This is a genomic window from Flavobacterium crocinum, from assembly GCF_003122385.1.
Classification (GTDB): domain Bacteria; phylum Bacteroidota; class Bacteroidia; order Flavobacteriales; family Flavobacteriaceae; genus Flavobacterium; species Flavobacterium crocinum.
On the sequence record NZ_CP029255.1, the window covers coordinates 3558920 to 3585159 of the forward strand.

28 protein-coding genes are annotated in these 26240 nt (G+C 34.9%); 11 read left to right on the plus strand and 17 right to left on the minus strand.

The window, feature by feature from the left end:
* Positions 1-19: 19 nt before the first annotated feature.
* The 8 genes from gndA to kaiC form a co-directional block, all read right to left on the minus strand.
* Positions 20-1429 (minus strand): NADP-dependent phosphogluconate dehydrogenase, encoded by a 1410-nt coding sequence (gndA, locus tag HYN56_RS15910; RefSeq protein WP_109194829.1) that lies wholly within the window; start codon positions 1427-1429, stop codon positions 20-22.
* Between the two features lie 577 nt (positions 1430-2006).
* A complete protein-coding gene (locus tag HYN56_RS15915; RefSeq protein ID WP_109193082.1) occupies positions 2007-3083 on the minus strand; it encodes a calcium:proton antiporter in 1077 nt (358 codons plus the stop codon).
* A gap of 321 nt (positions 3084-3404) precedes the next feature.
* Complete coding sequence (locus HYN56_RS15920) at positions 3405-3740, minus strand: winged helix-turn-helix transcriptional regulator (RefSeq protein ID WP_109193083.1); 336 nt, start codon at positions 3738-3740, stop codon at positions 3405-3407.
* Between the two features lie 94 nt (positions 3741-3834).
* Positions 3835-4239, minus strand: coding sequence for a response regulator (locus HYN56_RS15925; protein WP_109193084.1), 405 nt, complete (start codon positions 4237-4239; stop codon positions 3835-3837).
* Between the two features lies 1 nt (position 4240).
* On the minus strand, positions 4241-5497 hold the full coding sequence (locus tag HYN56_RS15930) for a sensor histidine kinase (protein ID WP_109193085.1): 1257 nt from the start codon (positions 5495-5497) through the stop codon (positions 4241-4243).
* Position 5498: 1 nt separating this feature from the next.
* A complete protein-coding gene (locus HYN56_RS15935) occupies positions 5499-5798 on the minus strand; it encodes a circadian clock KaiB family protein (RefSeq protein ID WP_109193086.1) in 300 nt (99 codons plus the stop codon).
* A 2-nt stretch (positions 5799-5800) separates the two neighbouring features.
* Positions 5801-6094: a circadian clock KaiB family protein gene (locus HYN56_RS15940; protein ID WP_095927489.1), complete on the minus strand. Its 294-nt coding sequence runs from the start codon at positions 6092-6094 to the stop codon at positions 5801-5803.
* Between the two features lie 5 nt (positions 6095-6099).
* Positions 6100-7773, minus strand: a complete 1674-nt coding sequence (gene kaiC, locus HYN56_RS15945) for a circadian clock protein KaiC (RefSeq protein ID WP_109193087.1) — start codon at positions 7771-7773, stop codon at positions 6100-6102.
* A 326-nt stretch (positions 7774-8099) separates the two neighbouring features.
* On the opposite strand from kaiC, the gene HYN56_RS15950 reads away from it, so the two are divergent.
* Both HYN56_RS15950 and HYN56_RS15955 read left to right on the plus strand, forming a co-directional pair.
* Positions 8100-8843, plus strand: coding sequence for an SDR family oxidoreductase (locus HYN56_RS15950; protein WP_109193088.1), 744 nt, complete (start codon positions 8100-8102; stop codon positions 8841-8843).
* 353 nt (positions 8844-9196) lie between these two features.
* Complete coding sequence (locus HYN56_RS15955) at positions 9197-10165, plus strand: hydrogen peroxide-inducible genes activator (RefSeq protein WP_109193089.1); 969 nt, start codon at positions 9197-9199, stop codon at positions 10163-10165.
* A 112-nt stretch (positions 10166-10277) separates the two neighbouring features.
* Here HYN56_RS15955 and HYN56_RS15960 read toward each other — a convergent pair whose 3' ends face one another.
* From HYN56_RS15960 to HYN56_RS15985, 5 genes are all read right to left on the minus strand, one after another.
* Positions 10278-11051 carry an alpha/beta hydrolase gene (locus HYN56_RS15960; RefSeq protein WP_109193090.1) on the minus strand — a complete coding sequence of 258 codons (774 nt, stop codon included), beginning with the start codon at positions 11049-11051 and terminating at the stop codon, positions 10278-10280.
* A 181-nt stretch (positions 11052-11232) separates the two neighbouring features.
* Positions 11233-11649 carry an OsmC family protein gene (locus HYN56_RS15965; protein ID WP_109194830.1) on the minus strand — a complete coding sequence of 139 codons (417 nt, stop codon included), beginning with the start codon at positions 11647-11649 and terminating at the stop codon, positions 11233-11235.
* A 363-nt stretch (positions 11650-12012) separates the two neighbouring features.
* Positions 12013-12816 (minus strand): ImmA/IrrE family metallo-endopeptidase, encoded by an 804-nt coding sequence (locus HYN56_RS15975; protein WP_109193092.1) that lies wholly within the window; start codon positions 12814-12816, stop codon positions 12013-12015.
* Positions 12809-13105: a hypothetical protein gene (locus HYN56_RS15980; RefSeq protein ID WP_109193093.1), complete on the minus strand. Its 297-nt coding sequence runs from the start codon at positions 13103-13105 to the stop codon at positions 12809-12811. Before HYN56_RS15980 ends, HYN56_RS15975 begins: the two co-directional genes overlap by 8 nt.
* Positions 13102-13761, minus strand: coding sequence for an RNA polymerase sigma factor (locus HYN56_RS15985; protein WP_109193094.1), 660 nt, complete (start codon positions 13759-13761; stop codon positions 13102-13104). Before HYN56_RS15985 ends, HYN56_RS15980 begins: the two co-directional genes overlap by 4 nt.
* A gap of 146 nt (positions 13762-13907) precedes the next feature.
* Here HYN56_RS15985 and HYN56_RS25245 point away from each other — a divergent pair, with 146 nt between their 5' ends.
* Both HYN56_RS25245 and HYN56_RS15990 read left to right on the plus strand, forming a co-directional pair.
* Positions 13908-14036 carry a hypothetical protein gene (locus tag HYN56_RS25245; RefSeq protein ID WP_262510123.1) on the plus strand — a complete coding sequence of 43 codons (129 nt, stop codon included), beginning with the start codon at positions 13908-13910 and terminating at the stop codon, positions 14034-14036.
* 69 nt (positions 14037-14105) lie between these two features.
* Positions 14106-15026, plus strand: a complete 921-nt coding sequence (locus HYN56_RS15990) for a hypothetical protein (RefSeq protein WP_109193095.1) — start codon at positions 14106-14108, stop codon at positions 15024-15026.
* A 61-nt stretch (positions 15027-15087) separates the two neighbouring features.
* Here HYN56_RS15990 and HYN56_RS15995 read toward each other — a convergent pair whose 3' ends face one another.
* The 4 genes from HYN56_RS15995 to HYN56_RS16010 form a co-directional block, all read right to left on the minus strand.
* Positions 15088-15699, minus strand: coding sequence for a dual OB domain-containing protein (locus HYN56_RS15995; RefSeq protein ID WP_109193096.1), 612 nt, complete (start codon positions 15697-15699; stop codon positions 15088-15090).
* Between the two features lie 3 nt (positions 15700-15702).
* The gene (locus HYN56_RS16000; RefSeq protein WP_109193097.1) at positions 15703-16182 is read right to left on the minus strand and encodes a DUF488 domain-containing protein; all 480 of its coding nucleotides are present in this window, start codon (positions 16180-16182) and stop codon (positions 15703-15705) included.
* 5 nt (positions 16183-16187) lie between these two features.
* Positions 16188-16733: a DUF488 domain-containing protein gene (locus HYN56_RS16005; RefSeq protein ID WP_167398322.1), complete on the minus strand. Its 546-nt coding sequence runs from the start codon at positions 16731-16733 to the stop codon at positions 16188-16190.
* A gap of 288 nt (positions 16734-17021) precedes the next feature.
* Positions 17022-17255 (minus strand): hypothetical protein, encoded by a 234-nt coding sequence (locus tag HYN56_RS16010; RefSeq protein WP_095931884.1) that lies wholly within the window; start codon positions 17253-17255, stop codon positions 17022-17024.
* Positions 17256-17775: 520 nt separating this feature from the next.
* Between HYN56_RS16010 and HYN56_RS16015 the strand changes: the two genes are divergently transcribed.
* The 7 genes from HYN56_RS16015 to HYN56_RS16045 all read left to right on the plus strand — a co-directional run bounded on the left by HYN56_RS16015 (position 17776) and on the right by HYN56_RS16045 (position 25989).
* A complete protein-coding gene (locus HYN56_RS16015; RefSeq protein ID WP_109193099.1) occupies positions 17776-20292 on the plus strand; it encodes a hypothetical protein in 2517 nt (838 codons plus the stop codon).
* Positions 20293-20719: 427 nt separating this feature from the next.
* Positions 20720-21130: a cupin domain-containing protein gene (locus tag HYN56_RS16020; protein WP_109194831.1), complete on the plus strand. Its 411-nt coding sequence runs from the start codon at positions 20720-20722 to the stop codon at positions 21128-21130.
* Between the two features lie 396 nt (positions 21131-21526).
* Positions 21527-22513, plus strand: coding sequence for an alpha/beta fold hydrolase (locus HYN56_RS16025; RefSeq protein WP_109193100.1), 987 nt, complete (start codon positions 21527-21529; stop codon positions 22511-22513).
* Positions 22514-22631: 118 nt separating this feature from the next.
* Entirely contained in the window at positions 22632-23042 is a 411-nt protein-coding gene (locus HYN56_RS16030; RefSeq protein WP_109193101.1) for an organic hydroperoxide resistance protein, read from the plus strand.
* Positions 23043-23160: 118 nt separating this feature from the next.
* A complete protein-coding gene (locus HYN56_RS16035) occupies positions 23161-23898 on the plus strand; it encodes a DUF1223 domain-containing protein (protein ID WP_109193102.1) in 738 nt (245 codons plus the stop codon).
* A gap of 323 nt (positions 23899-24221) precedes the next feature.
* Complete coding sequence (locus tag HYN56_RS16040) at positions 24222-25241, plus strand: sensor histidine kinase (RefSeq protein WP_109193103.1); 1020 nt, start codon at positions 24222-24224, stop codon at positions 25239-25241.
* Positions 25222-25989, plus strand: a complete 768-nt coding sequence (locus tag HYN56_RS16045) for a LytR/AlgR family response regulator transcription factor (protein ID WP_109193104.1) — start codon at positions 25222-25224, stop codon at positions 25987-25989. Before HYN56_RS16040 ends, HYN56_RS16045 begins: the two co-directional genes overlap by 20 nt.
* Positions 25990-26240 lie beyond the last annotated feature (251 nt).

A 26240-nucleotide genomic window follows, 5' to 3' on the forward strand; every position in this document is an offset into this window, starting at 1 on the left:
GTTGTTTTTTTTAGTTTGCTTATTCAGCCCATTGTGTATGGAAAACGCCTTCTTTATCGATACGCTCATAAGTATGCGCACCAAAGAAATCACGTTGTGCCTGAATTAAATTGGTTGGCAAATTAGCAGATCTGTAAGCATCAAAATAAGCCAGCGAGTTCATTAATCCTGAAATTGGTAATCCTTTTTGCACCGCAAATTGAATCACGGCACGCATTCCTGCCTGGTTTTGGGTTAATTTTGAAGCAATTCCATTGTCCAGTAATAAGTTTGGTAAATCTGATTTTGCTACATATGCCTTTCTGAAATCTTCTAAAATAGTCGCACGAATAATGCATCCGCCACGCCAGATTTTAGCAACCGTTTCCAGATTTAATCCATAGTTGTATTCTTTAGAAGCCGTGTGAAGCTGAGCTAAACCTTGAGCGTAAGTAACTACAATAGAAAAGTATAAAGCCGATTTCAAAGCAGCAATTGCTTCGCTTGTATTAATATCGCTAGGATTAGATTCCCAAACTAATTTTTGAGCAGCTTCAATTCTTTCCGGTTTGGTTTTAGACATATCGCGCATGTTAACCGCTGCGTCGATAGTTGGAACGGGAACTTGTAAATCCATTGCATTTTGCGAAGTCCATTTTCCTGTACCTTTTGATCTTGCCCAATCCGAAATTTTATTGATAAGAAGGCTTCCGTCTTCGTCTTGTTGTTTCAGGATTTTTCCGGTGATTTCAATCAAATAAGATCTTAAATCATCGGTTTGGTTCCATTCTTCAAAAGTTTTCTGAATCGTTTCATCATCCAAGTTATAACCTCTTTTCATTAAGTCATAAATCTCAGAAATCAACTGCATGATTCCGTATTCGATTCCGTTGTGAACCATTTTTACATAGTTACCTGCCGAACCGTTTCCTAAATATTCAACGCAAGGTTCACCTTCCACTTTTGCAGCAATTGCTTCAAAAATTGGACGCAGTCTTTCGTATGCTTTTTGATCTCCTCCCGGCATCATAGCAGGACCGAAACGAGCTCCTTTTTCTCCTCCGGAAATTCCCATTCCGAAGAAGTGGATTCCTTTTTCAGACAATTCTAAGAATCTTCTGTCTGTATCTGTAAAATAAGTGTTTCCACCGTCGATTATGATGTCTCCTTTATCTAAATGAGGCAGTAAGCTTGCAATAGCGCTGTCAACTGGTTTTCCCGCAGGAACCAATATCATAATCGCTCTTGGCTGTTGAATAAGCTCCACAAAATGTTTTACATCTGTTGTAGCTTCAATAGTGTGATTGGCATCGGCTTCTTGTTGAAGAGAGTTGACTTTTTCTGTGTCTAAGTCTAAACCTGCAGCCGCAAAGTTATGGCTGGCGATATTTAAAAGTAAGTTACGGCCCATTACACCGAGTCCTACAATTCCAAAATCAAATTTGCTCATAGTTTTCAATTAACTAAATTATTAGAAGAAATGTTTTGCAGCAAAAAGTAAGAGAAAGTATGGTAATTCTTTTTCATTCAATGTTTTGCAACAAAACAATGGTTATTTTAATCTTACATTTCAAAATGTAGACCGCTAAGTTAGAGAAAAATGATGAAAAACGAGGGGTAAAATCGTTCACTTTTGGTGTTTATTGTGATACTTTTATAGGTGTTGAAAATACACTTATAAGACTGTTTTTGAACTATATCGTTGTAATTGATGAAATGGTTTTTTCAATTCCAGAGTGCCTTAAACTTTGTCAAAGTTTCGAACTTTGACAAAGTTGAATTCGTGGAGAATATTTTTTAAATACATAGTCACGAAGCTTCGGGATAGTTTTTTGGAACGCTTAAAAAAGGCATTTCATTTTTAATAATTAACATCGTCTCAATCTTTACCAAAGTTTTGAACTTTGACAAAGGTTAATTTATGACTGTTTATATTTCTCTCGCAGATTTTGCAGATCAAAAAAATCTGCTTTATCAGCTAAATCTGCGAGAGGATATTTTAAACGCAAACTTATGTATTAAAAAAATCAAGGATAAATCATCAAAAACATAAAAGCAAACAAATTCACTAAAAGCACAACGCCATAGACAATATTCGATTTTCCTTTGCTAAGAGAAAGCATTACGGTAAAAACAGATAAAGCCAAAAGTACAATAGATTTTATATCGAGTCCCAATACAATGGGCATTCCCATAATAATACAAACTGTGGCAACACTCGGAATTGTTAATCCGATACTGGCCAGGGCAGAACCTAAAGCTAAATTCAAACTTGTCTGCAATCTGTTTTTTCTGGCCGCAATAATAGCCGCAATGGCTTCGGGTAATAAAATGATAATCGCGATAATAACTCCAACTAATGATTTAGGAAGATTATAGCCTATAATAATAGTTTCAATTGTAGGCGAGAGCGTTTTGGCTAATAAAACCACAATTCCTAAACTGACTAAAAGAAAAACAAGACTGGTATAAAATGTTTTATTATTGATTTCTATTGGATGTGTTTTCGATTCATCTTCATTCGTTCCGTTCGTTAGAAAATATTGACGGTAACCTTTTGTCTGTGCAAATAAAAAAGAGCCGTAAATAACCAGACAGGCAATAGAAGCAAAGATTAATTGAGGTGTTGAGTAATAAGAACCGTGAACACTTTCGGTAAATGTAGGAAACACTAAAGTAAAGACAATAATAGAAATCAATGAAACCAAACCAATAGTTACCGAGGAAGTGGAGAAATTCTGTTCGTAATGTTTGATACTTCCAATAAGAAGACACAATCCGATAATACCATTTAAAATCAGCATTGTCGCAGCATAAACGGTATCTCTGGCTAAAGAAGCAGCTTCAGAACCTTCAGAAAGCATTAAAGAGACAATTATAGAAACTTCAATTACAGTAATAGAAATAGCCAAAATTATGGTTCCGTAAGGTTCTCCCACGCGTTCTGCAATGATTTCAGAATGATGAACGGCTGACATTACACTAAGAATAAGCAATATACTCGCAGCAATTTGAAAAACAGTGCTGTCTTTTATCAGTCCGCTAAATAGGAGAGCCCATGATAGGATAGGGATAATGATGGTCCATTGTAATAATTGTTTCATTTTTTGTAGTTTTTAAAATTGATAACCATAATGCCGATAGGGCCAACAGAATCGGCTTTTGTCTTTTCTGTAAGATAGGATTTTTATAGCTAAAAATCATAAAAAACTACATTTTTAAGCACTTTTTAAGTTTTTTACATTATGCTTTTATTATTCTTTAGTCAAAATGTTGTTGTGCTTTTAAGAGCTCTCGATGATTTAATTTTGGTGCTAATTTTTTAATTGAGGCTATGTGTATTTCTCCCGCAGATTCAGCTGATCAAGCAGATTTTTTTTGACTTGTATAATCTGCAAAATCTGCGAAATCTGCAGGAGAATATTTTAAGAGTTTCGAATTATTTCTTCGCGATGCGATTTTCCCCATTTTATCATTTCTTCGATTACAGGACCAAAAGATTTACAATATGGTGTTGATTCGTATTTAACCTGAATTTCAGCATCGCGGTCTTCAGTTCTTTTAATGAGCATATTGAGTTCCATTTCTTTCAATTCTCTCGAAAGCATGCGCGTTGTAATTCCAGGAATACTGCGTTCGATTTCCCTGAAACGATTGTTTCCGTTGCAAATGGAGTTTATAATCGGCAGTCGCCATTTACCGCCCAAAACATGTAAAGTGTCCTGAAGTGCCTGTACTTCTTCTTTCTGGTTTCTTTCCATAACAAAACAGCATTAGTTAGAAAAATTTTCTGGTTACAAAGTTATACCATAAATCTAAAATAATGAAAAAAAAGAGTTTAATATGAAACGAAATCTAAGCTTGAATAATGCTTAGGATAGTTTTCGGAATTTCAGCAAAAGCTTCAAATGAATACGGTTTAATCAGATACGCTTTTACACCCAGATCATCGCATTTTTCTTTATAAGACGGATTAATGCTTGTTGAATACACAAAACACGGAATGTTTTTTAATTCATTAGTATTCAAAATCTGTTGTAAAGCTTCGATACCGTCAATAATAGGCATATTGATATCGGTAAGAATAACATCGGGATTTTCGTTAGAAGGATTTTTGAGATAATTCAGCAATTCTTCGCCATTGGCAACAAGGCTGACTTTGCTAAAATTGGGATTATTGGTAAAAGTTTCTGTGATAACATCGGCGTCGTCCATGTCATCTTCGGCAATTATGATATGTAAGTTGTACTTTTGTGGCATTTTATACGATTGGGAAGTAAAGGTTAAATGTTGTGCCTTCGTTCAATGTGCTTTCAACGGTAATGATTCCGGAATGGTTTTCCATAATCTTTTTACAGATTGCGAGACCAATACCGTTTCCTGAATATTCATTTCGGGCATGCAGACGCTGAAAAATGATAAAGATTTTGAGCAAGTGGTTTTCTTCCATTCCAATACCATTATCTTTAATCTGCACTTTTACAAATTTAGCGTTTTGATTTGGTATTTCAGCATCTAAATTTTCTTCCTGCGAAATTTCTATCATGGGAGCAATATTGGCTTTGCTGTATTTGATCGCATTTGAAATAAGATTCGAAAAAAGCTGTCTCATCTGTACTCTGGAAGCTTTGATTATGGGTAGTTTTCCAGTTTTGATATGTGCTTTTTTATCTGCTATTACAACTTCAAAATCCTCAATAACCTGAGCAATTATAGTTTCCAGATTTATTTCGGTACGTTCTTCCTGCGCCGTATGGGACGAATATTGAACCAAATCATCGACAAGTGAATTCAAACGCAAGGCCGATAATTTCATGACGTTAATGGCTTTTGCGTCGGCTTCTTTAAAATAACTTCCGTCAATCCTGCTGGTGTTCATTACGATTTTCCGCAGCGGTTCTTTTAAATCGTGCGAGATCACATGAATAAATTCTTCCAGATTGCGATTGGTTTTATTCAACTCATGTATTTTTTCTTCTAGTTCTTTCTGATGGCGAATTAAAGCTTCTTCGTGCTTTTTCTTCTCCGTCAAATCTGTAATTACAATACCAATTGCTTCTACGGCAGGTTCAAGGTCAGTTAAGGCAATATAAGCTGGAAAAGTCTGTTTTTCGTTCTCCGATTTAAAAAGAATTTCATGCGTTGTGATGCCGTATCGTAATGCTTCAATTAACGAAACAAACTGTTCAGGATTCACAAAATATTCATTCAGGTAATTCCCTATTATTTTTTCTGATTGAATGCCGACTAGTTTCGAAAAATATTCATTGCAATACAGTATAAGTCCCTTTCTGGTAATACTTAATGCGCCCTGGCCAAATTTTTCAATAAGAAGACGATAGGTGTAATCGGCAGTTTCCAGAGAATAAATCTCGGGAACTCCGTTACTGCTTACCACAAGCGCATCTACATCTCCTTGTTTTATGGCATTAACAATGCTGTTTGATTCATAAAGTTCTTCCTTTAATGATTCAATTTCTGCTAATAAATCGGCTATATCTTTTTTATTCTCCTTCAAATTACTGGCTTAAATTAAGTATGTATAATACTTTTTCTTTGTCTGATAAATCGCCCAGAATAATCCTTTTAGGTTCCGGCTGTGTTTTTATCAATGTCGGAATGGCTACAATTTGATGAATTACAGCTTGTTCTTTATCACGACTGATATCGACAATTTCTAATTCATAATTGTCCGTGAGATAGGTGTCGCAGATTTTGCGTATATTTTCGATTGCATGTCCTGATTTAACAGACATACCGGAAACAAAAAGTGTAAACTTATGTTTGGTTGTACTAGTGCCATCAGATGAATCTTCCATGATTAAGAGTTTATAGGTTTGATGTTAAGCCCTACAAGCACTCTTTCTTCATTAGAAAGGTCACCTATAATTTTACGAATAGGCTCGGGAAATTTACGCACCAAAGTAGGTACGGCCAAAATCTGATCGCCTTCTGCCAATTGCGGATTCTTCAGTAAATCGATAATCTCGATGCTGTATTTTCCTTTTAAATGTTCCTCGGCATACTTCTTTATGTTTTCGAGTGCCTTGATCGATTTTGGCGTTTGCCCTGCTATATAAAGCAATAATTGCCATTCGGCTACTTCTTTTTTCATTTGATTTATTTTTTCTTAGAAGACAGTTTTTCCTGCAATTCTTCTGTTGCTTTAAGGATACTCAGTTCTTCTTCTGCCGATTCAAATTCATTTCTTAAAGCTTCAATATTAGCTTCAAGAACTTTGCGTTTACGTTCAATTTCCCTGTCTTTTCTGCTGATTTCGTTTTGAAGCTTAATGTCAGACATGGTTTTTTTGAATTGATAAGATTGTCTTGCGGCACCAGTTAAAATCCCTTGTGGGCCTAATTCTACATCCAGTAATTCAATTCCGTTACTTGTTATGATAAATTCTCTCACTTGGTTAGAATGTCCCATTCCGCGGGCTTTAATAATAAAAATTCCGCGGTTTCTTTCGCCAATTCCCTCCATATCACGAACTGTAATCCAGGTATCAACCAATGACGAAACCGATTCTTCTGCCAGATCTGGTCTAAAATTATCCGTCTGTTTGTTTAATGACGTAAACATAGCCGTAATATTATTGGCTTTCAGCATATCGATTAATCGAACCAGCATAGAGCGGACTTCATGTTCGCTTCCTACGGAAATAAGATTACTGATCGGGTCAATAATAATTGTAGTAGGCTCAAACTCTTTGATTAATTTTCTAAGCGTAAGCAAATGCAGTTCCAGACCATTCAATGACGGACGGGAAGAATGAATTTGCAAAATGCCTTTCTTGATGTGTTTTTCCAGATCAATTCCGATTGATCTCATGTTGCGCACCAATTGATGTGGTGATTCCTCAAAAGCGAAATAAATCGTTCTTTCGTTCTTTTCGCATTGTTCATTGGCAAAATAACAGGCAACTGTTGTTTTAGCCGTTCCTGCCGTTCCGGAAACCAAAATGTTGCTGCCGCGATAAAACCCGCCGCCATGAAACATTTCGTTGAGTCCGGGAACACCTGTAGAAATAATATCTGACGAAACTTCGTTATCCAATTTCAAAGAAGTAATCGGAAGTACGGAAATTCCATCTTCATCAATTAAAAACGGATATTCGTTCGTTCCATGTGTTGAACCTCGGTATTTTACAATTCGAAGCCTTCTGGTGGAAACCTGTTCAATGACACGATGATCGAGAACGATTACACAGTCCGAAACGTATTCTTCCAAGCCTTGACGGGTTAGTGTAGCCTCGCCGCGTTCTCCCGTAATAACGGCAGTTACGCCTTTGGTTTTAAGCCAATGGAATAATCTTCGTAATTCTGCCCGTAAAATAGCCTGATTGTCCAAACCAGCAAACAGCGATTCAATGGTATCCAATACAACACGAGTGGCTTTTATAGAATCGATGGCGTGTCCTAAACGAATAAATAAGCCGTCCAGATCATATTCGCCTGCTTCTTCAATTTCCGATCTTTCCACACGGACGTGATCTACAACCAGTTTTTTATCTTTTTTAAGCTGTTCTAAATCAAAGCCTAATGATTTAACATTTAGCGTAAGATCGTCCGAAGGTTCTTCAAAAGACATGAAAACTCCAGGTTCGTCATATTCTGTAATCCCTTTAATAAGGAATTGCATCGATAATAATGTTTTGCCGCATCCAGCGCCACCGCAGATTAAGGTTGGTCGTCCTTGCGGAAATCCTCCTTCCGTAATCTCGTCTAGTCCGTCGACTCCAGTAGGAGTTTTTGGAAATATAAAACTATGTGATTTTGTTTTTTCTTGCACGATAATAAAATTCAGTATTACTCAAATATACCTTTTTCTTCAGAATTTTCAATGAATTCTTATTAAGATTTAACAGGCGTTTAATGAAGTTTTAAAAATAAATTAAGAAAAATGAGTTGTAAATCTGAATAAATCGAAGAATTTTAACTAAAAAAACAAAAAATACGAACTTTATATTTAACATAAAAAACTAGCTTTTGCATAAAACTGATTTTTGGGTACCTTTTTAATGTTAAAATGTACTTCTGGTATACTCTGTGATACTGGTTACAAAGTTATACCATTTTGGATTTACCTTTGTCTCATTAATTTAAAAAACATATAAAATGGACGATTTAAAAAATAAAGTGGCAGTCATAACGGGCGGCAACAGCGGAATAGGATATGCTACAGCCCAATTATTAAAAGAGCAAGGTGCTAACGTAATTATTACAGGAAGAAGGAAAGAAGCCATAGAAAAAGCTGCTTTAGGACTAGGCGTTACAGCCATTACAGCAGATCAATCAAATATTTCGGATATCGAAAAACTGGCAGAACAAGTAAAAACCGATTTTGGTTCAGTTGATATTTTGTTTATTAATGCCGGAATTGCGGGCTTGGGAACAATTGAACAAACTACAGAAGAGTTGTACGACAATATTATGAATGTGAACTTAAAAGGCGCTTTTTTCACTTTAAGCAAATTCATCCCGATTCTGAAAGAGGGTGCTTCGGTGGTATTTCTTTCTTCGAATACTGCGAGTATGCCGGGGCCGGGATCTTCGGTTTATTCGGCGAGTAAAACCGCTTTGAATTCGTTTATGAGATCGGCAGCTTTAGAATTAGCGCCAAGAAAGATTCGTGTGAATTCCGTTAGTCCGGGGCCAACTCAAACCGAAGTCATGAACAAAGTTGGTTTGGACGAAACCACCGTAAAAGGCATTATGGATGTTGTAGTAGAAAAAGTGCCACTAAAACAAATGGGAAGGGCAGAAGATGTGGCAAAAATGGTTTCGAATTTAAGCAGTGAAGCTGCAGTTTTTATGACCGGTGCTGATGTTATTATGGATGGCGGAATGGTTTTGGCTTAAATCAAAATCAACTCTTAATTAAGTAAAAAGAAAAAGCGATCGGTTAGGTGATCGCTTTTTTGTTTCAAATTAGTTTACTTTGAAAAAAACTTCATTTAGGAATGATAAACTCAATATGCTCCAAAAACTACTCCATTTGAATTTACAGCATTCCCTTAATCCATTTTGTTAATGTACGATAAATTGTATAGTATGGATTCAATTTTCTATGAAAAAGATGATAATTATTTTCATTCTAAATAATTTACGCTTTTAGAGCACTTTGTCAAATTTTCAAACTTTGACAAAGTTTTCACTGTAAAAACTCAACAACTTAGTACCTTAGCATCTAAGTATCTTAGCACCTCAAAAGAATGACCATTCAACAGTTAAAATATATTGTTGCTTTAGACGAAGAACGCCATTTTGCAAGAGCGGCCGAAGTTTGTATGGTAACACAGCCAGGCCTTACGATTCAGTTAAAAAATCTGGAAGAAGAAATCGGAATCAAGATTTTTGATCGAAACAGAGTTCCGTTAACGCCAACTGTTTTAGGAATTGAAATTATCAATAAAGCCAAAAAGATTCTTCGTGAAGTCGATGAAATTCGTGATTTTGTAATCAACGAAAAAAATCTTTTGGAAGGAGAGTTGAAACTTGGCATTATTTCCACTTTGTCACCTTATTTGATTCCGCTTTTTATTCAGGCTATGAAAGAAGCGGCGCCAAAAGTGCATTTTATTATTAAAGAAGGTTATACCGGACATTTAATGAAAGATCTGGAAACAGGTGCTATCGATGTAGCGATTATGGCAACCCCAACAGGAAATCCAAATTTAATTGAGCATGTTGTTTTTAAAGAGCCTTTTGTAGCCTATTTAAATCAGACGCATCCAATGGCGAATGAAGAATTTTACGAAATGCAGCCCGGCGACAAAACCGAATTATTGCTCCTGCATCACGAATACTGCTACAACGCGCAATTGCTCGATATCTGCGGACTAAAAACATCCGACAAAATAAAAGAGCAGTTTACCTACGATATCAATTCTATAGAAACCTTAAAAAATCTGGTTCGCGCCCATTTAGGATTTGCGATTATTCCAAAGCTTTCTACTTTAAACGAAACGGGCGCACTTTTTAAACCTTTTAAAGAACCCGTTCCCGTAAGAGAAATCAGCCTAGTAGTTTCGGATTCTTTCTCTAAGAAATTATTGCTCGAAAAAATGAACGAAGCTATCTGGAACTGCCTTCCCGAATCGCTCAAAAAAGATTTTAGTTACAGAAAAATCCGCTGGAACGATTCTCCTTATTTTATTAAAGAGGTTAGCAAGTATCGTTAAAAATTCCAATATTAAAAATTCCAAATTCCAAGTTATACAGTAATTGGAATTTGGAATTTTTATTTGAAATTTCTCCTAATTCATTGGAATTTGGAATTTAAAATATTGGAATTTAATTTTTAGATGCTTCAACAATCACATTGGCAACTTTCTCCGGCTGAGAAATAAACACCACATGGCTTCCTTTAATTTCAGTGATTTTAGTGTTCGAACGTTTGTACATTGCGTGCTGAATGCTCGGAACAATACTTTTATCCTCAGTTGCTACAATTCCGTACGAAGGTTTAGTTCTCCAGGCTGCTTTTGTAATTGGAGTTAAAAAACCTTGAGCATAAAAAGCACCTTGCGAAGCAAACATAAAGTCAGCATCTTCTTTGCTTAAATCTCCTGCAAAACCAGCGTGGAATTTTGCTTTATCATAATACGCGATTCCTTTATCGTCTGGATTCAATACGCCATTTTCAGGAGCTGGAGGTGCAGTTTGCAACCATTGAACCGAATTTTCGCCATTATCAGGCTGTAAAGCCGCAACGTAAACCAATGCCGCTACTTTCGGGTGATTTCCCGCTTCAGTGATTACAGTTCCTCCCCAAGAATGTCCAACTAAAATTGTTGGTCCGTCTTGTTTGTCCAAAGCCAAATTGGTTGCTTTTACATCATCTTCCAAAGAGCTCAACGGATTCTGAACGATCGTTACATTATAGCCTTTTTTAGTTAGAGCCTGATACAAACCTTTCCACCCCGAACCGTCTGCAAAAGCACCGTGTACCAATACTACGTTTTTAATTTTTGGAGCTGTTTTTTGTGCGTTTACCTGAACTGATGTCAATAATAAACTAAAGATCATTGCTGCGAATGCTAAATAGCTTTTATATAGTGTTTTCATTTTTATTTTAGATTATAGATTATAGATTTTAGAATTAAAACAAATTCCAATTTTGAAATCCCAAATTCCAATTTTCCACCGAGAGTTGGAATTTGGACTCGAGCGATAGCAAACAGGGGAAGCAATTCTCCGCAAGAAACTCCACAAAGATTTGGAATTTGGAATTTAAAAGAATTGGAATTTAACTAAGTGTAACAGATAAAGTAATCTCCGTATTCAGCAATTTAGAAATAGGACAAATTTCTTTTGCTTTTTGAGCAGTTTGCTGAAAATCTTCTGCAGAAATTCCAGGAACTTTTCCTGTAAGTTCTAAAGCAATTAAAGTGATAGTTCCGTCTTCAAAAGTTACTTTAGCGGTTGTGTCTAAATCTTCTGGAACAAAACCAGCTTCAGACAATAAAAAGCTTAACTGCATGGTAAAACAGCCAGAATGTGCTGCTGCGATTAATTCTTCAGGGTTGGTTCCAACACCTTGCTCAAAACGTGTTTTAAAAGACAATTGTGCATTATCTAAAGTGGTGCTTTGTGTACTAATGGTTCCTTTTCCTTCCATTCCTGTACCTTTCCAGTTTGCGTTTGCTCTTCTTGTAAATTTCATGATTGCTAATTTTTTAAAGTTATTTTTTAAGATGTTCAAATCGTTTCTTTGATTTTGATGAGACAAAGGTATAGGGAAGGTATTTATTAATCAAATTAATAATTTTTAGTAGTTATAAAAATAATTTATAATTATTGATTGAGATAGGTGTATGATATAAAAGGTCGTCTAAGAATAAAATGGGAAACAAGAGATCATGCTAAAATGTTTTCCTATTTAAGACTTTATACTGCCGTTTTATGGTGGGAACCGATATTATTATGGACAGGGAATAAACTTTGGATGATCGTTATAGTTACTTTGAAAATAAAAAAAGCTTGCTGGAAATGCAGGCTCTTTATTTTGATTTCTTAGGAATTATATTTATTCTTCCCAGATAATACTTAAAGCTTGATTTTTATAAGGTATACAATGTTCTAAAAATTTTCTATTTGTATCGGAATTTGATACATTCTGAAACCAATCTATAGCCCATACTTCTTGAGTTTTTTCATATCTCTTTTGTTTGTTGAAATATTCTCCCATTGCAGTTTGTTCTGGAATTTTATACTTATTGTAAAGAATTGATTTAAAAGGAAAATCCTCACTAGTCCAATACCATTTTATCTTATTGTCTTCTCCAAAGATTATTAAAATAGGATGAGTTCCAATATCAGCAAATTTAATAGCTGTAGATGTTAAACTTGTTTGGTATTTTTTTGCCAATTGATCTAATAATAAAAAACTAAATTTTTTCTTAAAACAATCTTTTCGAAAACGTTCTTTTGGCATAAGTAAAGAAGAGGCAAAATAATCAGCTTCCCATTCTACATATTTGTCTGATGAAAAATTAGTAAAAGAACTATGAGCTGGCACTAAACCAGATGAAAGGGCATTTCGATGTTCATCAATAAAATAATGCCCTAGCTCATGTGCAAATGTAAACCTACATCGAACAGTATGAGAATGTTTTAATCTATCTATATTCAAATAAATATGAAACTTACTGTTTAGATGTTCAATCATTCCATCGAAATATTGCTCATAATTTCCATAACAGAAAGAAATAGAATTTTTAGTTGCGATATATTCAGGATTTATTACATTATCTGGACAATAAGAATTTGCAATAAATTCTGCTAAATCTGATAATTCCTTTTTTCGATGTAGCGATAAATATTTATTCATTATTTTTTCTATCTTCTCGCATTTTTTTTAATATTTCTGAAGACAATTGTTTTCCATCTCTGGCAGCTTGGGCTAAATTATCAGAATATGGATTTTTCTCCTGTAAAATATCTATTTTGTTTATAATCCCTTTTTTAAGAATATTAATAGGATCGTCCCATTCTTTTGGTTGGATGGCCTCAATATCCTTTTTGTATTTTTTTTCAAATTCAATTACACTTTCCTCATCAGTTGGGAATATATATCCTTGAGATCGAATTACTTTTATTAATTTATTATGTTTGCTCATTTAGAGATTGTGTTTGCGTTTCCCAGTTTGCTATTAAAATGCTCAATTATTTTTTTTGTACATCTACTTTTAATAGCTTTAATATTATCTCTAGTGGTATTATGAACTTTGCAAAGCCAATCCAAAGTTTCAGAAGGGGTATTTTTTCCTTCTTCATAAAATTCATAGAGAGTAAGTAAAATAGCCTTGTCTCTTTCTTTGAATGAATTTAGTACTTCATCCAAGATTGTTCTCATTTGAGAAAGTTCGACATTTTCTTCAATTTCAATTTCGGGCGGATTAAAAATTTGTTCTTCATCATCAATAATTTTTAAATGATTTTCTTTTATTTCTATTTTTAGTAAGTCTTTCAGATTATTTTTTGCAATAGTAGCTAAGTAAGCTTTAAAACGAGCATCAGTAATAATATCTGTGTGAGAGTCATCTATTTGGAACAACAACGGATTCTCATAGATTTTCAGAAAGGTATTATTTACAATATCATCAATAATATCATCTCTTAAAAAAGTATATTTTTTCTTTGCTTCAAACACCACCTTATATAGGTATTTTGAATATTCTCTATAAAATGTCACAAATGAATTTTGCGCATCTGATGGAAACTCCCCTTTATAAGAGAAATTCATAAGCATATCTTCTATTTCACTTTTTCTCAATTTATTGAATGTTTATATTAATATATACTTAAAACAGTGACAGTATTCAGCAATTTTTAATTTAGATAATGCTTTGTCACTGAATCTTGTATATGTAAATATAAGAAGTTTAATAATACAAAATATTAGAAAGGAGGTGTAAAATCATGGCTAAAGACTCAGACGGAAAGAAATTCAATAGAATTCCTGCATATACGAAAGTTGTTGACGGGAAAAAGATAGAGGTTAAAGAACATATTAGAAGTAACAGAAGTGATAGTAAAGGTAAGAAATAGAGCTATCAAACATAACCAATAATTCCACTCCGATTTTGTAAGGAGTGGAATTATAAAAAATTAAATAAAATGAAAAAATATAAGAAAAATTTTAATGGACATTTTAATGTCACAAAATCAACAGAACACGTAAATATTTTATTGGGAAGTGATTTGGAGCTTTTTATTGACCCATACAATATTGCTAATAATTTGCAGAATAAAGTAGCTAAAAAAGTATACTTAAGAAGTAAGTCATTTTTAGAGAATTTGAATAGAACTTACATTGTTCCTAATGATAGAATAAATGGACTTGCTTTTCTATCACATTTGCAGGAAGCAAATGAGTATGGATTTGGATATTCTAAGACTAATAAAGGAAAGGGAATTGGGTTCACTAAGGCTGAAGTAATTTTCGATTCATTAAGTAATAATCTTTTCGCAAGAGGAGGGGCATCTATAACAAATGAAGCGCATAATGTTTTGTTATTGGTGAAAGGAATTGGAGCTGATAATATGTCTGATACCTTGGCAAATGTTTGCAGAGATATTTTTGCTGATTTCACTTATGAGCAATGTATATTACATAACATTCCAACTTCAAAAGTTCAAATTGAATATTTTGATTCCACTAGAAATTGTTGGATGTTTAAAGACGCTAATCTTCCATCATTCGCAGGAAAAAAAATCATATTGGTTCCTAAATTTTTGATAGGAGGAGAAAGAGCTTACACTAATGCATTTAATTGGTTTATATCTAGTAATTATTTGTCTAAAGAAATTCTAGCAGGAACATTAAGGGTTAATGGCTCAAAAGGATTCATAAATAGACTAAAAAATGGTACCAGAAGAGCGATTATTAAAAATATTAATAAACATTTCAAAAAACCTAAAGGAGAGTTGGTTGATTTCGTTAAAAAATATAATGGTTCTCTTTTAGAATTTCAAACTCACATTAAAAATAATTTCCCAAATATTAGCGATGAACAATTATTACTAATGTTAAGTTAATTTGGATATGTTCAAAGAAGTTAATATTTAAAAAGTCCAACATTTTAGTATGTTGGACTTTTTAATACCATCCAGAAAGTTGAAGATAGCATCTTTTTTCCATCATAGGATTGTCAGGTGGATTCCACCATTTTGCTAGAGACAGTCTTATTAATGTCCCAGCAGGAATATTACCAATAGGGGGAACTTCTCCTTTATAAGGCATTTTTTTATTTCTTTTTAAAAAGCTATTATAATTGTAATTATAACAAGGCTTTCCAAAATTATCTCCTAAAATTAAATCTTTATCAGTTTGCCAAAAACCAACACTGTTTATGGGAAGATCATTAGGATCATTTAAGAAACCTCTTCCATTGTTCCATTTTAATTTAAAATCGTAAACATCATTTAGATCACCTTTCCAGATTTTACAATTATTTAAAATATACTGATTTGGGTTCACCGTATCAATATGTGTTTTGGAAATAACTTGAACATCTTCTATATGTGGAGGTACACCAGGAGTTGGTTTGTATGTAATGTTCCAAATCTGACCAACCTTAAAAGGAGTGTTAAATGGTTGATAGCCACCATTTAAATCCATAAGACGTAAATATTTATTTGTGGTAATTTCAATTCCTCCTATGCAGAAGTAGTCTCCCCATTTTGTTTTTGCCACGATTAGTACATTCATACATTACAAGTGATTAATAATTAAGTTAAATTCATTTTTTATTTTTTCTGTAATTAAAGATCTATGACAAGCACTTGAGTTTTCTTCTACACAAAACAAAACTATTTTTGAAGAATTTTGTTCTTGAAGATTGTTTATAAAGTGTTGGAAATCAAACTTGTTTAAGACTGTGCTTTTGTATGCATTTTTAAAAGAGCTGTCGAGTTCTTCACGACTTTGTTTTAGCTCATTTTTTTTTAGATCAGCTTTCTTTTGTAAATTCCTAATTTCATTAGTTGGAGCTAAATCTAATTGATGAATATATTTTATTTTTAATAAGGATAATTTTTCTTGTAATTTATTGCTATTGACAAATGAATACTTTGAACCTCTGACACCTCTTCTTTGTCTTACATCAATAAAAGTATCAATTTTATTTTCAATAAGTTTTTTAAAGAAAATATCTTCAGTTGAATTGTAAACACCAATAGTATAAATTTTCATAAGTTTTAATATTTCTTTTTAGATGTTAAAGGTTCATCTCCAAATAGATTTGTTAAATTTTTACCTTGCATGAATTCGTTCATCACTTTTGCTTGATCTTTAATTAAACTCGAATCAATAATATGATTAACAGAAATATTGTATTTTAATAATTCTTGACCTATCAATTTACTTCTGTGACAGGTTTCAGGCTTAGTTTCACTACACATTAATGCTATTATCATTTTTTCATGATTTGCTTCAACTATTGTATTTATTCCTGTTTTAAAAAAATCCTTTTCTTTTACTTTTTCGTAATCGACCTTTCCTTTTACGTAGCAAGTTATATCATTAGGAAGCCCACCTAAAAAATCACCAGCATATATATATGTTACACCATTCTGTGTAAGTTCAGCTTCTAATGAATCCTTATTGAAATGCGGATTAAATTTAGAATATGGTTTCGATCTTACATCGAATAAAAACTCTATTTTATAGGCGAGTAACTCTTCGATGAATTTTTTCAAAGTTTTGTTTCCATGTCCAATAGAATATATTGTGCTGCGGTTCATATTATTTCTAATTAAATTGAATATCACAAATATAAAAACCATTATTGTGATGTTCAGTTAAATTAATCTTTAATTTGAATACATATCATAAGTTTCATTTTTAATCCCAAAGCAAATATTATTTTTTAGTAAATAATATTTTTATGGAAATCCGTAATTTTTAAATAAAAATATTTAAGGCAAGTATATTGTTATTTAAATAAATAAAAAAGAGTATTTATACGGATAATAAAAAACAAAACCCTCAATCTCCAAAAAGACCAAGGGTTTTAATTTTTCAAAAAAGACTTACTCCAAATCCAGATAAGGATCTAAAATTTCGGCTAGTTCATTGAGCCAATAGAAGCTGTCTCCAAGTTTGGCAGCGTTTAGCTGAATGTTTTCTTGATCGTTTAGAACGCCCAATGCGAGGGTTAGATTTACCTGTCTAATGGCTCTCGCCATATCGAGTGGGTCAATTCTGTCGTTGAAGAAATTCATTAGACCGATTTCGGCTTCTTTTGAAAGGGTTTTGGTACTCATAACTCTGTAATTTAGGAAATATAAAACCCATGTAGCTTAGGTGTCCTACGCTTACAGAAGCGTTACGGTTGTTTCCAATGCCGCCACCATACCACATGGGCAAGAAGTTTTTTAAGTATCATATTTCTGTAATTTAGGAAGCGCAAATATATTAAAAAACAACTTGGTTTTATAATCTAAAAAGTAATACAATTCTTAAATATTAATTTCCCGAAAACTTCCTTTTGAAACCGAGTGCCTTAGCCCCGATAGTAGCGGCATCCTTTTGTGGTGGGGTTCACCACAAAAGATATAGCGGATAGCGGGAATCAGCTCCTTATTAATATCAATACTTCATTTTAGCTCACTTTAATTATGACAGAATAGAATCTTAAATCAGGAAAAGAAGAATCATTGAGGTATTTATTTGGTTTCAAATTATAATGTGAAACAAAGTAAGCGGCTGATTTTTAGTTTTATTTATGCGTTGAATTTAATTTTATACGAACAATTTAATAAGACGATCGAATAAAAGTTTTCAATGAATAATCTAACCTTAAAATTTATGAGAAATGCTTTTCTACTACTTGCAGTTTGTTTGAGTACGGTTTTGTTCTCCTGCAAAAAAGATAAAGAGACAGAGCAGTCGGGTTCTGAAGCTGTAAAGTCTGATACTGCCGATACGACCTTAATTGCAGATCGTGGTTGGCCTCGTGAAGCCGAAAATAATAGTACAAAACTGGTTTATTATCAGCCTCAGGTTGACGACTGGAAAGATTTTAAAGAGATTACCGCTAGAGTGGCTTTTTCGCTGACTCCAAAAGACGGAAAACAGGTTTTGGGCGTGGCTTCTCTAAAAGCGGAAACGTTGGTAGACAAAGACAACCGAAGCGCTTTTATTAAAAATCTTCAGGTAACCGATATCCGTTTTCCTGCTCTGGACAAAAAGAAAGTGCCAGAAATGGAAAAGCTCTTTAAAGAAACATTGCCTAAAAGCGGAGATCCTATTTCGGTAGATCGTATTTTGGCAGATTTGAGTCATACCAAAAGTCCGTCTAAGGGAATCGCGTCTAAAAATGATCCTCCGACCATTTTTTACAGTACAAACCCAGCTATTTTGCTTATTGTGCAGGGAGAACCGGTTTTGGTGCCTGTAGAAAAAACGGATATTCAATATGTGGTCAATACCAATTGGGATTTGTTTTTGGATAAAACTACAAAAGATTATTACCTGTTGGTAGAGAATATTTGGCTGACTTCGAAAGATGTGGCAGGCAAATGGACAAAAACAACCAAGTTACCTTCGGGGTTAAGCAACCTGCCTTCGGGACAGAATTTTGATGATGTTAAAAAAATGATTCCGCCTCCATCTTCTGGCGTAGCTCCAGAGATTTTCTACAGCAATAAACCGGCTGAATTGATTGCCGTAAATGGAAGTCCGAAATTTGAGAAAATTCCGGGAACGAAATTGTTATACATAGACAACACCGAAAATGACGTTTTTGCCGACGAAAATAAAGGGCAGTATTATGTGTTATTGTCCGGAAGATGGTTTAAGTCTAAAGATTTGACAGGGCCTTGGTCGTATGCAGGAAATAGTCTTCCGGCTGATTTTGCTAAAATTCCGAAAGATTCTCCGCGTGCCAATGTATTGTCGTCGGTGCCTGGAACACAGGAAGCGAATGATGCTGTAATGCTGGCACAAGTTCCAACAACGGCTATTTTGAAGAAATCGGACGCTGAAGCCAAAGTAAAAGTATCGTATGATGGCGGAACACCTCAGTTTAAACCTATTGAGGGAACGAAAATGCAATATGCAAGCAATACGCAAGAAAAGATTATAAAAGTGGGCGATTTGTATTATTTGTGTTTTCAGGCGGTTTGGTTTATGTCGACAAGTCCGAACGGGCCTTGGAAAACCTGCGATTCTGTTCCGAAAGAAATTTATACGATTCCGCCAAGTTCGCCGGTGTATAATGTTACGTATGTTACGCAAACCACAACCGATACAACTGTTGAAAGCAGTTCGACAGCGGGTTATTTGGGCGCTTTTATTATTGGTGCTACGTTTGGCGCTATATTATCGTATGGTACAGGATGGTATTATCCGCCTTATATGTATTACGGCGGACTGTATCCAATTTATCGTCCGTGGCCTTATGCATACGGAGGCGGTGCAGTTTACAATCCGTGGACGGGCGGTTATGCTGCAGGAAGACGTGTTTACGGACCTTATGGTGCAGCGGGAACTTCGGCTTGGTATAATCCTGCAACAGGAAGATACGGACGTTCTGCAAGTGTGCAAGGCTGGTATGGCGGGCGCACGGCAGCAAGCACATATAATCCGTGGACGGGAAATTATGCGAGAACCAATCAAGGGCATAATGCGTATGCACAATGGGGACATTCGGCTGCGACAAACGGAAATCAATGGGCACAGACAGGACATATCACAACCCGACGCGGAACGGCAATTGGTTATGAAACTTCGGGCGGAAATAAAGGTGTAATCACCCACAGAAGAGGCGGAGGAACTACAATTCATACCAATAATAATGTTTATGCCGGTCACGACGGACATATTTATAAAAAAGATGCGAACGGAAACTGGAGCCATTACAATAACGGAAACGGCGGCTGGACACAAGCGGGAACTCTAGGTTCGTCCAAAAAATCGGGTGAGGGAATTCAGAATAGAGCTAACCAAGGACTTGGGACTAATGGATCTGGAGAACGAATTCAGCGCGATAATAAAGGTCTTGGTGCAAATGGAGCAGGAGAACGTATGCAGCGCGACAATCAAAATTTAGGTGGTGAAACCCGAATGGGTGACGGAATGCGAGATAATTTCCCTAAAGCAGATCAAACGCTTGGACAACCTAATAAACCGCTTGGTGAAGCTGGACGTCCAGATGTTACAAGAGACCTCGATCGCTCGGCTATTTCCAGAGATCGCGGTGAAATGCAAACCCGAAATTTCCAAAATATCCAAAGAAGCGGCGGTGGATTTAACGGTGGCGGTTTCAGAGGCGGCGGAGGCTTTAGAGGAAGAAGATAAAAGCGAAGGTTATTTTTAATTCAAAAGATCAGGATGGTGTAAAATGCTAATCCTGATTTTTTTTTGCTCGTTTTTTGCCACAAGGCGCTAAGGCACCAAGTTTTCTTTTTAAAGTTTTGCGAATTTTTATTTTTTTGCCAAAGATTTCACAGATTAAAAAATCCTTTTAATCCTTATAATCTGTGGCAAAAAATAAACACAAAGCTTTGCGTTCTTTGCGTTTTTATAAAGATCCTGTAAGCAAAAAAACTTGCGTGCTTTGCGGTTAAACCTCAAACATTTTACCTCTCACAAATCACAACTCACGTGCTGTCCAGTTCACCTTAGAGTTTGTCCGTTTCACCTATTTTCTGATTTCGTAAGAAGGGTTATCGAAATACTTTTGACTAAGAAATTAACAGAAAACAACTATTTAAAACTAGAAATTATGGAAACGAAAAAACAAAAAACATGGGTTATAGTCGCAATTATCGTTTTAGGAATCATTGCCTTTTTGGTTCCGAATCAGATTGCGGCGCAAGGAGTAAAACGCATCGATTTGCAAAAACATGATTTAAGTACTTCGGGAAAAGAAATGGTGCAAGCAAGAATCGATTTTGACGGACATTCGGCTTTTGGGAAACATTCTCATCCAGGCGAAGAAGTCATTTACGTCGTTGAAGGTTCGCTGGAATATCAGATCGAAGGCGAAAAACCTGTAACACTAAAAGCAGGCGAGGTACTTTTTATTCCAGCAGGTGTGGTGCACTCGGCTAAAAATAATACCAATGCTAAGGCTTCGGAACTGGCAACTTATATCGTTGAAAAAGGAAAACCTATTTTGACTATGAAGAAATAGTTTCAAGTTGAAATGCGGGTAGTTTTTTAACGCAAAGAGTGCAAAGGATTCGCAGAGAACACAAAGATTCTTTTGAGTTGAAACTAAGTTTCTTTTAAGTTCACAAAGCTGTATAAATAAAACTTTGCGACTTCGCGACTTTGCGCGATTAAAAAGCCCAAGATTAACACAAAGCTTTGCGAACTTAATGTCTATCGACATTCTCCTTAAACAAAACTTCTTGTTCTCTGCGAATCCTTTGCGCTCTTTGCGTTAAAAATGATCTCAAATTAAAGCCTGTCCATTTCACCCTCAACTTTGTCCACTTCACCTTTTTTTGCCTTTTAAAACAGGCGTTGTCAAGATACCTTTGACAAAGAAATTAACTGATAATCAACTAATCAAAAAATAAAAATTATGAAAACACTATTCAATATTCTAATCGCTATTCTTTTTATGAATGTAGCTTTCACTCAAGCTCAAACTTCACAACAAAAAACAATTGAAGTAAGCAGCTCTTTAGGAACTTTAAAACAAATTAATGCTGGATTATTAAACGTGGGGTATACAGAAGCAGGTCCGTCAAACGGAACTCCGGTAATCTTGCTTCACGGCTGGCCTTACGATATTCACAGTTACAATGAAGTTGTTCCGATTTTGGTTTCAAAAGGCTATCACGTTTTTACGCCTTACCTACGCGGATTTGGAACAACAACTTTCCTTTCAAAAGATACTTTCAGAAACGGTCAGCAGGCGGCTTTGGCGAGTGATATTATTGCTTTTATGGATGCGCTGAAAATTGATAAAGCTGTTATTGGCGGATTTGATTGGGGAGCGAGAACGGCTGTGGCAGTATCGGCGCTTTGGCCGGAACGTGTAAAAGGTTTGGTTTCGGTAAGCGGTTATATCGTAGTGAATTTGGAAGCGAACTTAAAACCGCTTTCGCCAACGGCTGAATTAGGATGGTGGTACCAATATTATTTCGCAACCGAAAGAGGAAAACAAGGTTACGCTCAAAACACCTACGATTTTAATAGACTAATCTGGAAAATAGCTTCTCCGTTATGGAACTTCGATAAAGCAACTTACGATCAAACAGCGCAATCTTTTGACAATCCCGATCATGTAGCAATTGTGATTCACAATTACAGATGGAGACAATCGCTTGAAGCAGGTGAAACAAAATACGATAATTTGGAAAAACGTTTGGCGTCAAGACCAGAAATTAAAGTTCCAAGCATTACAATAGGAAGTGATTTTGACGGCGCTTTCGCGGATGGAAAAGCTTATGCAAGCAAATTCACAGGGAAATACGAGCACAGAATTTTAAAAGGAATTGGGCACAACGTGCCACAGGAAGATCCAAAAGCATTTGCTCAGGCAATAATAGATGTATCTAAATAAATTCCAAATTCCAAATTCCAAAATTCAAAATTCAAAATTCAATATCAATTACAATATCAATATCAAAAATCAATATCAATTAAAATAATTAAAAATCAACAATTTAAAATTTGAAAACATGAACACAAAAGTTTTATACACAGGAAAAACACATACGACAGGTGGTAGAGAAGGAGCTTCTCAAAGTTCGGATGAACAATTGAATATTAAATTAAGTTCGCCGGGATCTTCGCGTACGGGGACAAATCCGGAGCAGTTGTTTGCTGCGGGATGGTCGGCTTGTTTTATTGGAGCTTTAGGGCTTGCTGCTGCTAAATTCGGTGTGAGAATTCCAGCTGAAACTGCTGTAGATGCAGAGGTAGATTTATGTGTCGAAGAGGGAGAATATTTTCTTCAGGCAAGACTAAATATCAGTCTTCCGGGCTTGGATTTGGAAACTGCTGAGAAACTGGCTTCTCAGGCGCATCAGACTTGTCCTTATTCTAAAATGACAAGAGGGAATATAAACGTTGAGATTAACATTCTTTAATTTCTAAATTGCTTAACCTGCAAGGTTTTCCAAACCTTGTAGGTTTATTATAGGTTAAAATATTTAAAAAAAATACCTACAAGGTTTGGAAAACTTTGCAGGAGAGAAAATAGAAATTATGAAAAAGATAAAATTATTAACTGGTTTTTTAATGCTGTTTCTTTTGGTTGGAAATGGTGTTTTCAGTCAGAACGCAGATAAAAAAGGTTTTGCGCTTTTGGAGTTGTATACTTCAGAAGGCTGTTCGAGTTGTCCACCAGCAGATGAATTGCTGGGAAAAATTCAGAGCGAATACCATGATAAAAACGTTTTTGTATTGGCCTATCACGTTGATTATTGGGATAAACAGGGTTGGAAAGATATTTTTAGCAATGCCGATTTTACCAAAAGACAATACGATTATGCTCAGTTTATGGGAAAAGAACCAATTTATACGCCTCAGGTGATCATTAACGGAAAAACAGATTATATCGGTTCGCAGGAAACGAGTTTACGAAACGGAATTAAATCGGCACTTTCGAAACCTGCTTTGGTTGATTTGAGTTTAGAAACTGCTCAAAACTCCAATATACTTTCAGTACAGTACAATGTGGAAAGCGCTTCAAAAAATAGCCGTTTATTGCTTGCAATTGTGCAGAAAGAAGCAAAAAGCAATGTTAGAAGAGGGGAGAATGCGAATCGGGTTTTATCGCATTATCAAATTGTACGTCAATTGCAGACTGTTAGTTTGAATAAAGCTAAGAAAGGAACGGTTACAATTTCTCTTCCTAAAAATTATAATGCACAAGGATTTGAGGTTATTGGCTTCGTTCAAGATGCGGATTCCGGTGTTGTTTTGGGAGTTAAAAGGGCTTGATTTTTTTGTTTCACGCAGATTTGAAAAGGATTTTAGCAGATTTTGCAGATTTTTTTTAATCTCGCAATCCCGATAGCTATCGGGAGCAGAGGCGCCAAGTTTTTATTCTCATTTTTTGTCATTTCGAGGAACGAGAAATCACACTAGAAATTCCACACAGTACGTCGCCAATCTTTGTCGAATCCCGAGTGTGATTTCTCGTTCGAAAATGACAAACTGTACGGGAACTGGAACAATAAAATCTGCGCGCATCTGCTAAAATCCTATAAAATCTGCGTGAAATCTTTTTCAAATAAACCTATCTTTGACTATAAACTACAACTATGGAAAAACCAAAACGTTTTCAGGTTTCGCTCAAAGTAATTTGGGGGAGTTCGATTGCTCTGGCGATTCTGGCTTCGATTCCTAAATTATTCGATGCCGGATCAACACCTGGAGATATTGTGATAAATTCTTCAATTACACTGTTGTTTTCCCTATTTATATGGTATTACAACATTTACAGTTTACCGAAATTTTCTTCGAACAAAACAACCAAAAGTCTCTTTAACTGGAAACTTTTACTGAGTGTCGTATTAGGAATTTTATTAATGGTAATTCTGGTTATCGCGCATCAGGAATTGTTTCAGGTTTCTAAAATGGATGCGCCGATTATGTTCGAACTTCGCGGAGTTTTGATTAATTTGATTGTGTATATGTTTTTGCATCTGCTTTTTCAAAACTATCAAACACAACAAATGGGAGTTGAATTGGAACGCACAAAAGCCGTTAATCTTGGCGCTCAGTACGAATTGCTGAAACAGCAGATCAATCCACATTTTCTTTTTAATAGTTTGAATACTTTAAAATCGATGGTGGATATGAACGACGAAAATAGTTCCGATTTTATTCTGAAATTATCCGATTTTTACCGATTTACCTTAGAAAGCCGAAAATTGGATTTGATTCCGCTTCGAGAAGAAATTCAGATTCTCGATTCGTATGTTTATCTTTTAAAAGCCCGTTTTGAAGACGGTTTTGTTTTGGAAAATGAAATCGAAGAAAAACAATACGAATCGGTTATTCCGCCTTTTGCTTTGCAGTTGTTGATAGAAAACTGCATCAAACACAATGTCGTTTCTCTAGACAAACCTTTAAAAATTAAGCTTTACAGTGAAAAAGATTTTCTGGTAATCGAAAATCCGATTCAGTTGAAGAGAGGTGCTATAGTTTCTACAGGCGTTGGACTGGATAATATCAACCAGCGTTTTATGCATTTGGTGCACAAAGAAATCGAAATTGACAAAAACGAAACCACTTTTAAAGTAAAAATACCACTTATTTATGACCATCGTAATAATTGAAGATGAAGTAAAAACGGCCAAAGCCCTTGGCCAGCTTATTCTGAGCATCAGACCTGATGTTCAGATTTTGTCGTATATACAAAGTATTGACGGTGCTGTGAGTTATCTTTTAGAAAACGATCAGCCCGATTTGATTTTTATGGATATACAGCTTGCAGACGGCCAATGTTTTGAGATTTTTAAGAATGTTGAGGTTTTGTCACCTGTTATTTTCTGCACCGCTTTTGATGATTATGCGATTGAAGCCTTTAAGTCAAACGGAATTGATTATGTTTTAAAACCTTTTTCGAGAGAAAGTATTTCGCAAGCTTTGAAGAAAGCAGGAGAACTGAAAAACTTCTTCCAAAGAAATAAAAAAGCAATGCCTGACTTTGATTATTTGCTGACGCGAAATGGCGAAAATAAAGGGAAAAGCAGTTTTTTGGTTTTCAAAAACAATAAATATCAAACGGTTTTAACGGAGAATATTGCGTTTTTTTATATCAAAAATGAAACGCCAACAATTATGACCTTAGATAAAAATGAATATCCGTTAACGCAGTCTTTAGATGATATTCATAAGCTTTTATCACCAATTCAGTTTTTTAGGGTTAACAGACAGTATTTGGTTAATTTTTCGGCTATAAGAGAAGCAGAACATTATTTCTCGAGAAAGATATTGGTAAAATTAAGTGTTTCCACGGAAGAAAAAATATTGGTCGGAAAAGAAAAAGCAACAGCATTTTTGAGCTGGCTGGAAAATAGGTAGTAGAAAATAGAAAATAGAAAATAGAGAATAGAGAATAGAGAATAGAGAATAGAGAAGTATAGCCAATTAATTCATCGTTATTCAGATAAATTAATTGGCTTGATTTTATAATCCTGGAAACATAAAACAGCTAATAAAAAACAAAGCTGATAAAATAAAACAGAGAATGAGAATGACTTTTTTCATTGGAGATATTTAAAGTGAAATAAATTTGTAAAAGAGCTGTCTCAAAAAGGACAGCTTTTTTTGTA

Coding starts and splice junctions, on each gene's coding strand:
- HYN56_RS15915 (WP_109193082.1), bottom strand. CDS start 3,083: ATGAAACAATTATTACAATGGACCATCATTATCCCTATCCTATCATGG.
- HYN56_RS15995 (WP_109193096.1), bottom strand. CDS start 15,699: ATGAATGTACTAATCGTGGCAAAAACAAAATGGGGAGACTACTTCTGC.
- gndA (WP_109194829.1), bottom strand. CDS start 1,429: ATGAGCAAATTTGATTTTGGAATTGTAGGACTCGGTGTAATGGGCCGT.
- HYN56_RS16020 (WP_109194831.1), top strand. CDS start 20,720: ATGGAAACGAAAAAACAAAAAACATGGGTTATAGTCGCAATTATCGTT.
- HYN56_RS16015 (WP_109193099.1), top strand. CDS start 17,776: ATGAATAATCTAACCTTAAAATTTATGAGAAATGCTTTTCTACTACTT.
- HYN56_RS16025 (WP_109193100.1), top strand. CDS start 21,527: ATGAAAACACTATTCAATATTCTAATCGCTATTCTTTTTATGAATGTA.
- HYN56_RS15975 (WP_109193092.1), bottom strand. CDS start 12,816: ATGAATAAATATTTATCGCTACATCGAAAAAAGGAATTATCAGATTTA.
- HYN56_RS16035 (WP_109193102.1), top strand. CDS start 23,161: ATGAAAAAGATAAAATTATTAACTGGTTTTTTAATGCTGTTTCTTTTG.
- HYN56_RS15950 (WP_109193088.1), top strand. CDS start 8,100: ATGGACGATTTAAAAAATAAAGTGGCAGTCATAACGGGCGGCAACAGC.
- HYN56_RS15965 (WP_109194830.1), bottom strand. CDS start 11,649: ATGAAATTTACAAGAAGAGCAAACGCAAACTGGAAAGGTACAGGAATG.
- HYN56_RS15980 (WP_109193093.1), bottom strand. CDS start 13,105: ATGAGCAAACATAATAAATTAATAAAAGTAATTCGATCTCAAGGATAT.
- HYN56_RS16030 (WP_109193101.1), top strand. CDS start 22,632: ATGAACACAAAAGTTTTATACACAGGAAAAACACATACGACAGGTGGT.
- HYN56_RS15920 (WP_109193083.1), bottom strand. CDS start 3,740: ATGGAAAGAAACCAGAAAGAAGAAGTACAGGCACTTCAGGACACTTTA.
- HYN56_RS16000 (WP_109193097.1), bottom strand. CDS start 16,182: ATGAAAATTTATACTATTGGTGTTTACAATTCAACTGAAGATATTTTC.
- HYN56_RS15940 (WP_095927489.1), bottom strand. CDS start 6,094: ATGAAAAAAGAAGTAGCCGAATGGCAATTATTGCTTTATATAGCAGGG.
- HYN56_RS25245 (WP_262510123.1), top strand. CDS start 13,908: ATGGCTAAAGACTCAGACGGAAAGAAATTCAATAGAATTCCTGCATAT.
- HYN56_RS15925 (WP_109193084.1), bottom strand. CDS start 4,239: ATGCCACAAAAGTACAACTTACATATCATAATTGCCGAAGATGACATG.
- HYN56_RS16045 (WP_109193104.1), top strand. CDS start 25,222: ATGACCATCGTAATAATTGAAGATGAAGTAAAAACGGCCAAAGCCCTT.
- HYN56_RS15990 (WP_109193095.1), top strand. CDS start 14,106: ATGAAAAAATATAAGAAAAATTTTAATGGACATTTTAATGTCACAAAA.
- HYN56_RS15955 (WP_109193089.1), top strand. CDS start 9,197: ATGACCATTCAACAGTTAAAATATATTGTTGCTTTAGACGAAGAACGC.
- HYN56_RS16010 (WP_095931884.1), bottom strand. CDS start 17,255: ATGAGTACCAAAACCCTTTCAAAAGAAGCCGAAATCGGTCTAATGAAT.
- HYN56_RS15935 (WP_109193086.1), bottom strand. CDS start 5,798: ATGGAAGATTCATCTGATGGCACTAGTACAACCAAACATAAGTTTACA.
- HYN56_RS16040 (WP_109193103.1), top strand. CDS start 24,222: ATGGAAAAACCAAAACGTTTTCAGGTTTCGCTCAAAGTAATTTGGGGG.
- HYN56_RS15960 (WP_109193090.1), bottom strand. CDS start 11,051: ATGAAAACACTATATAAAAGCTATTTAGCATTCGCAGCAATGATCTTT.
- HYN56_RS16005 (WP_167398322.1), bottom strand. CDS start 16,733: ATGAACCGCAGCACAATATATTCTATTGGACATGGAAACAAAACTTTG.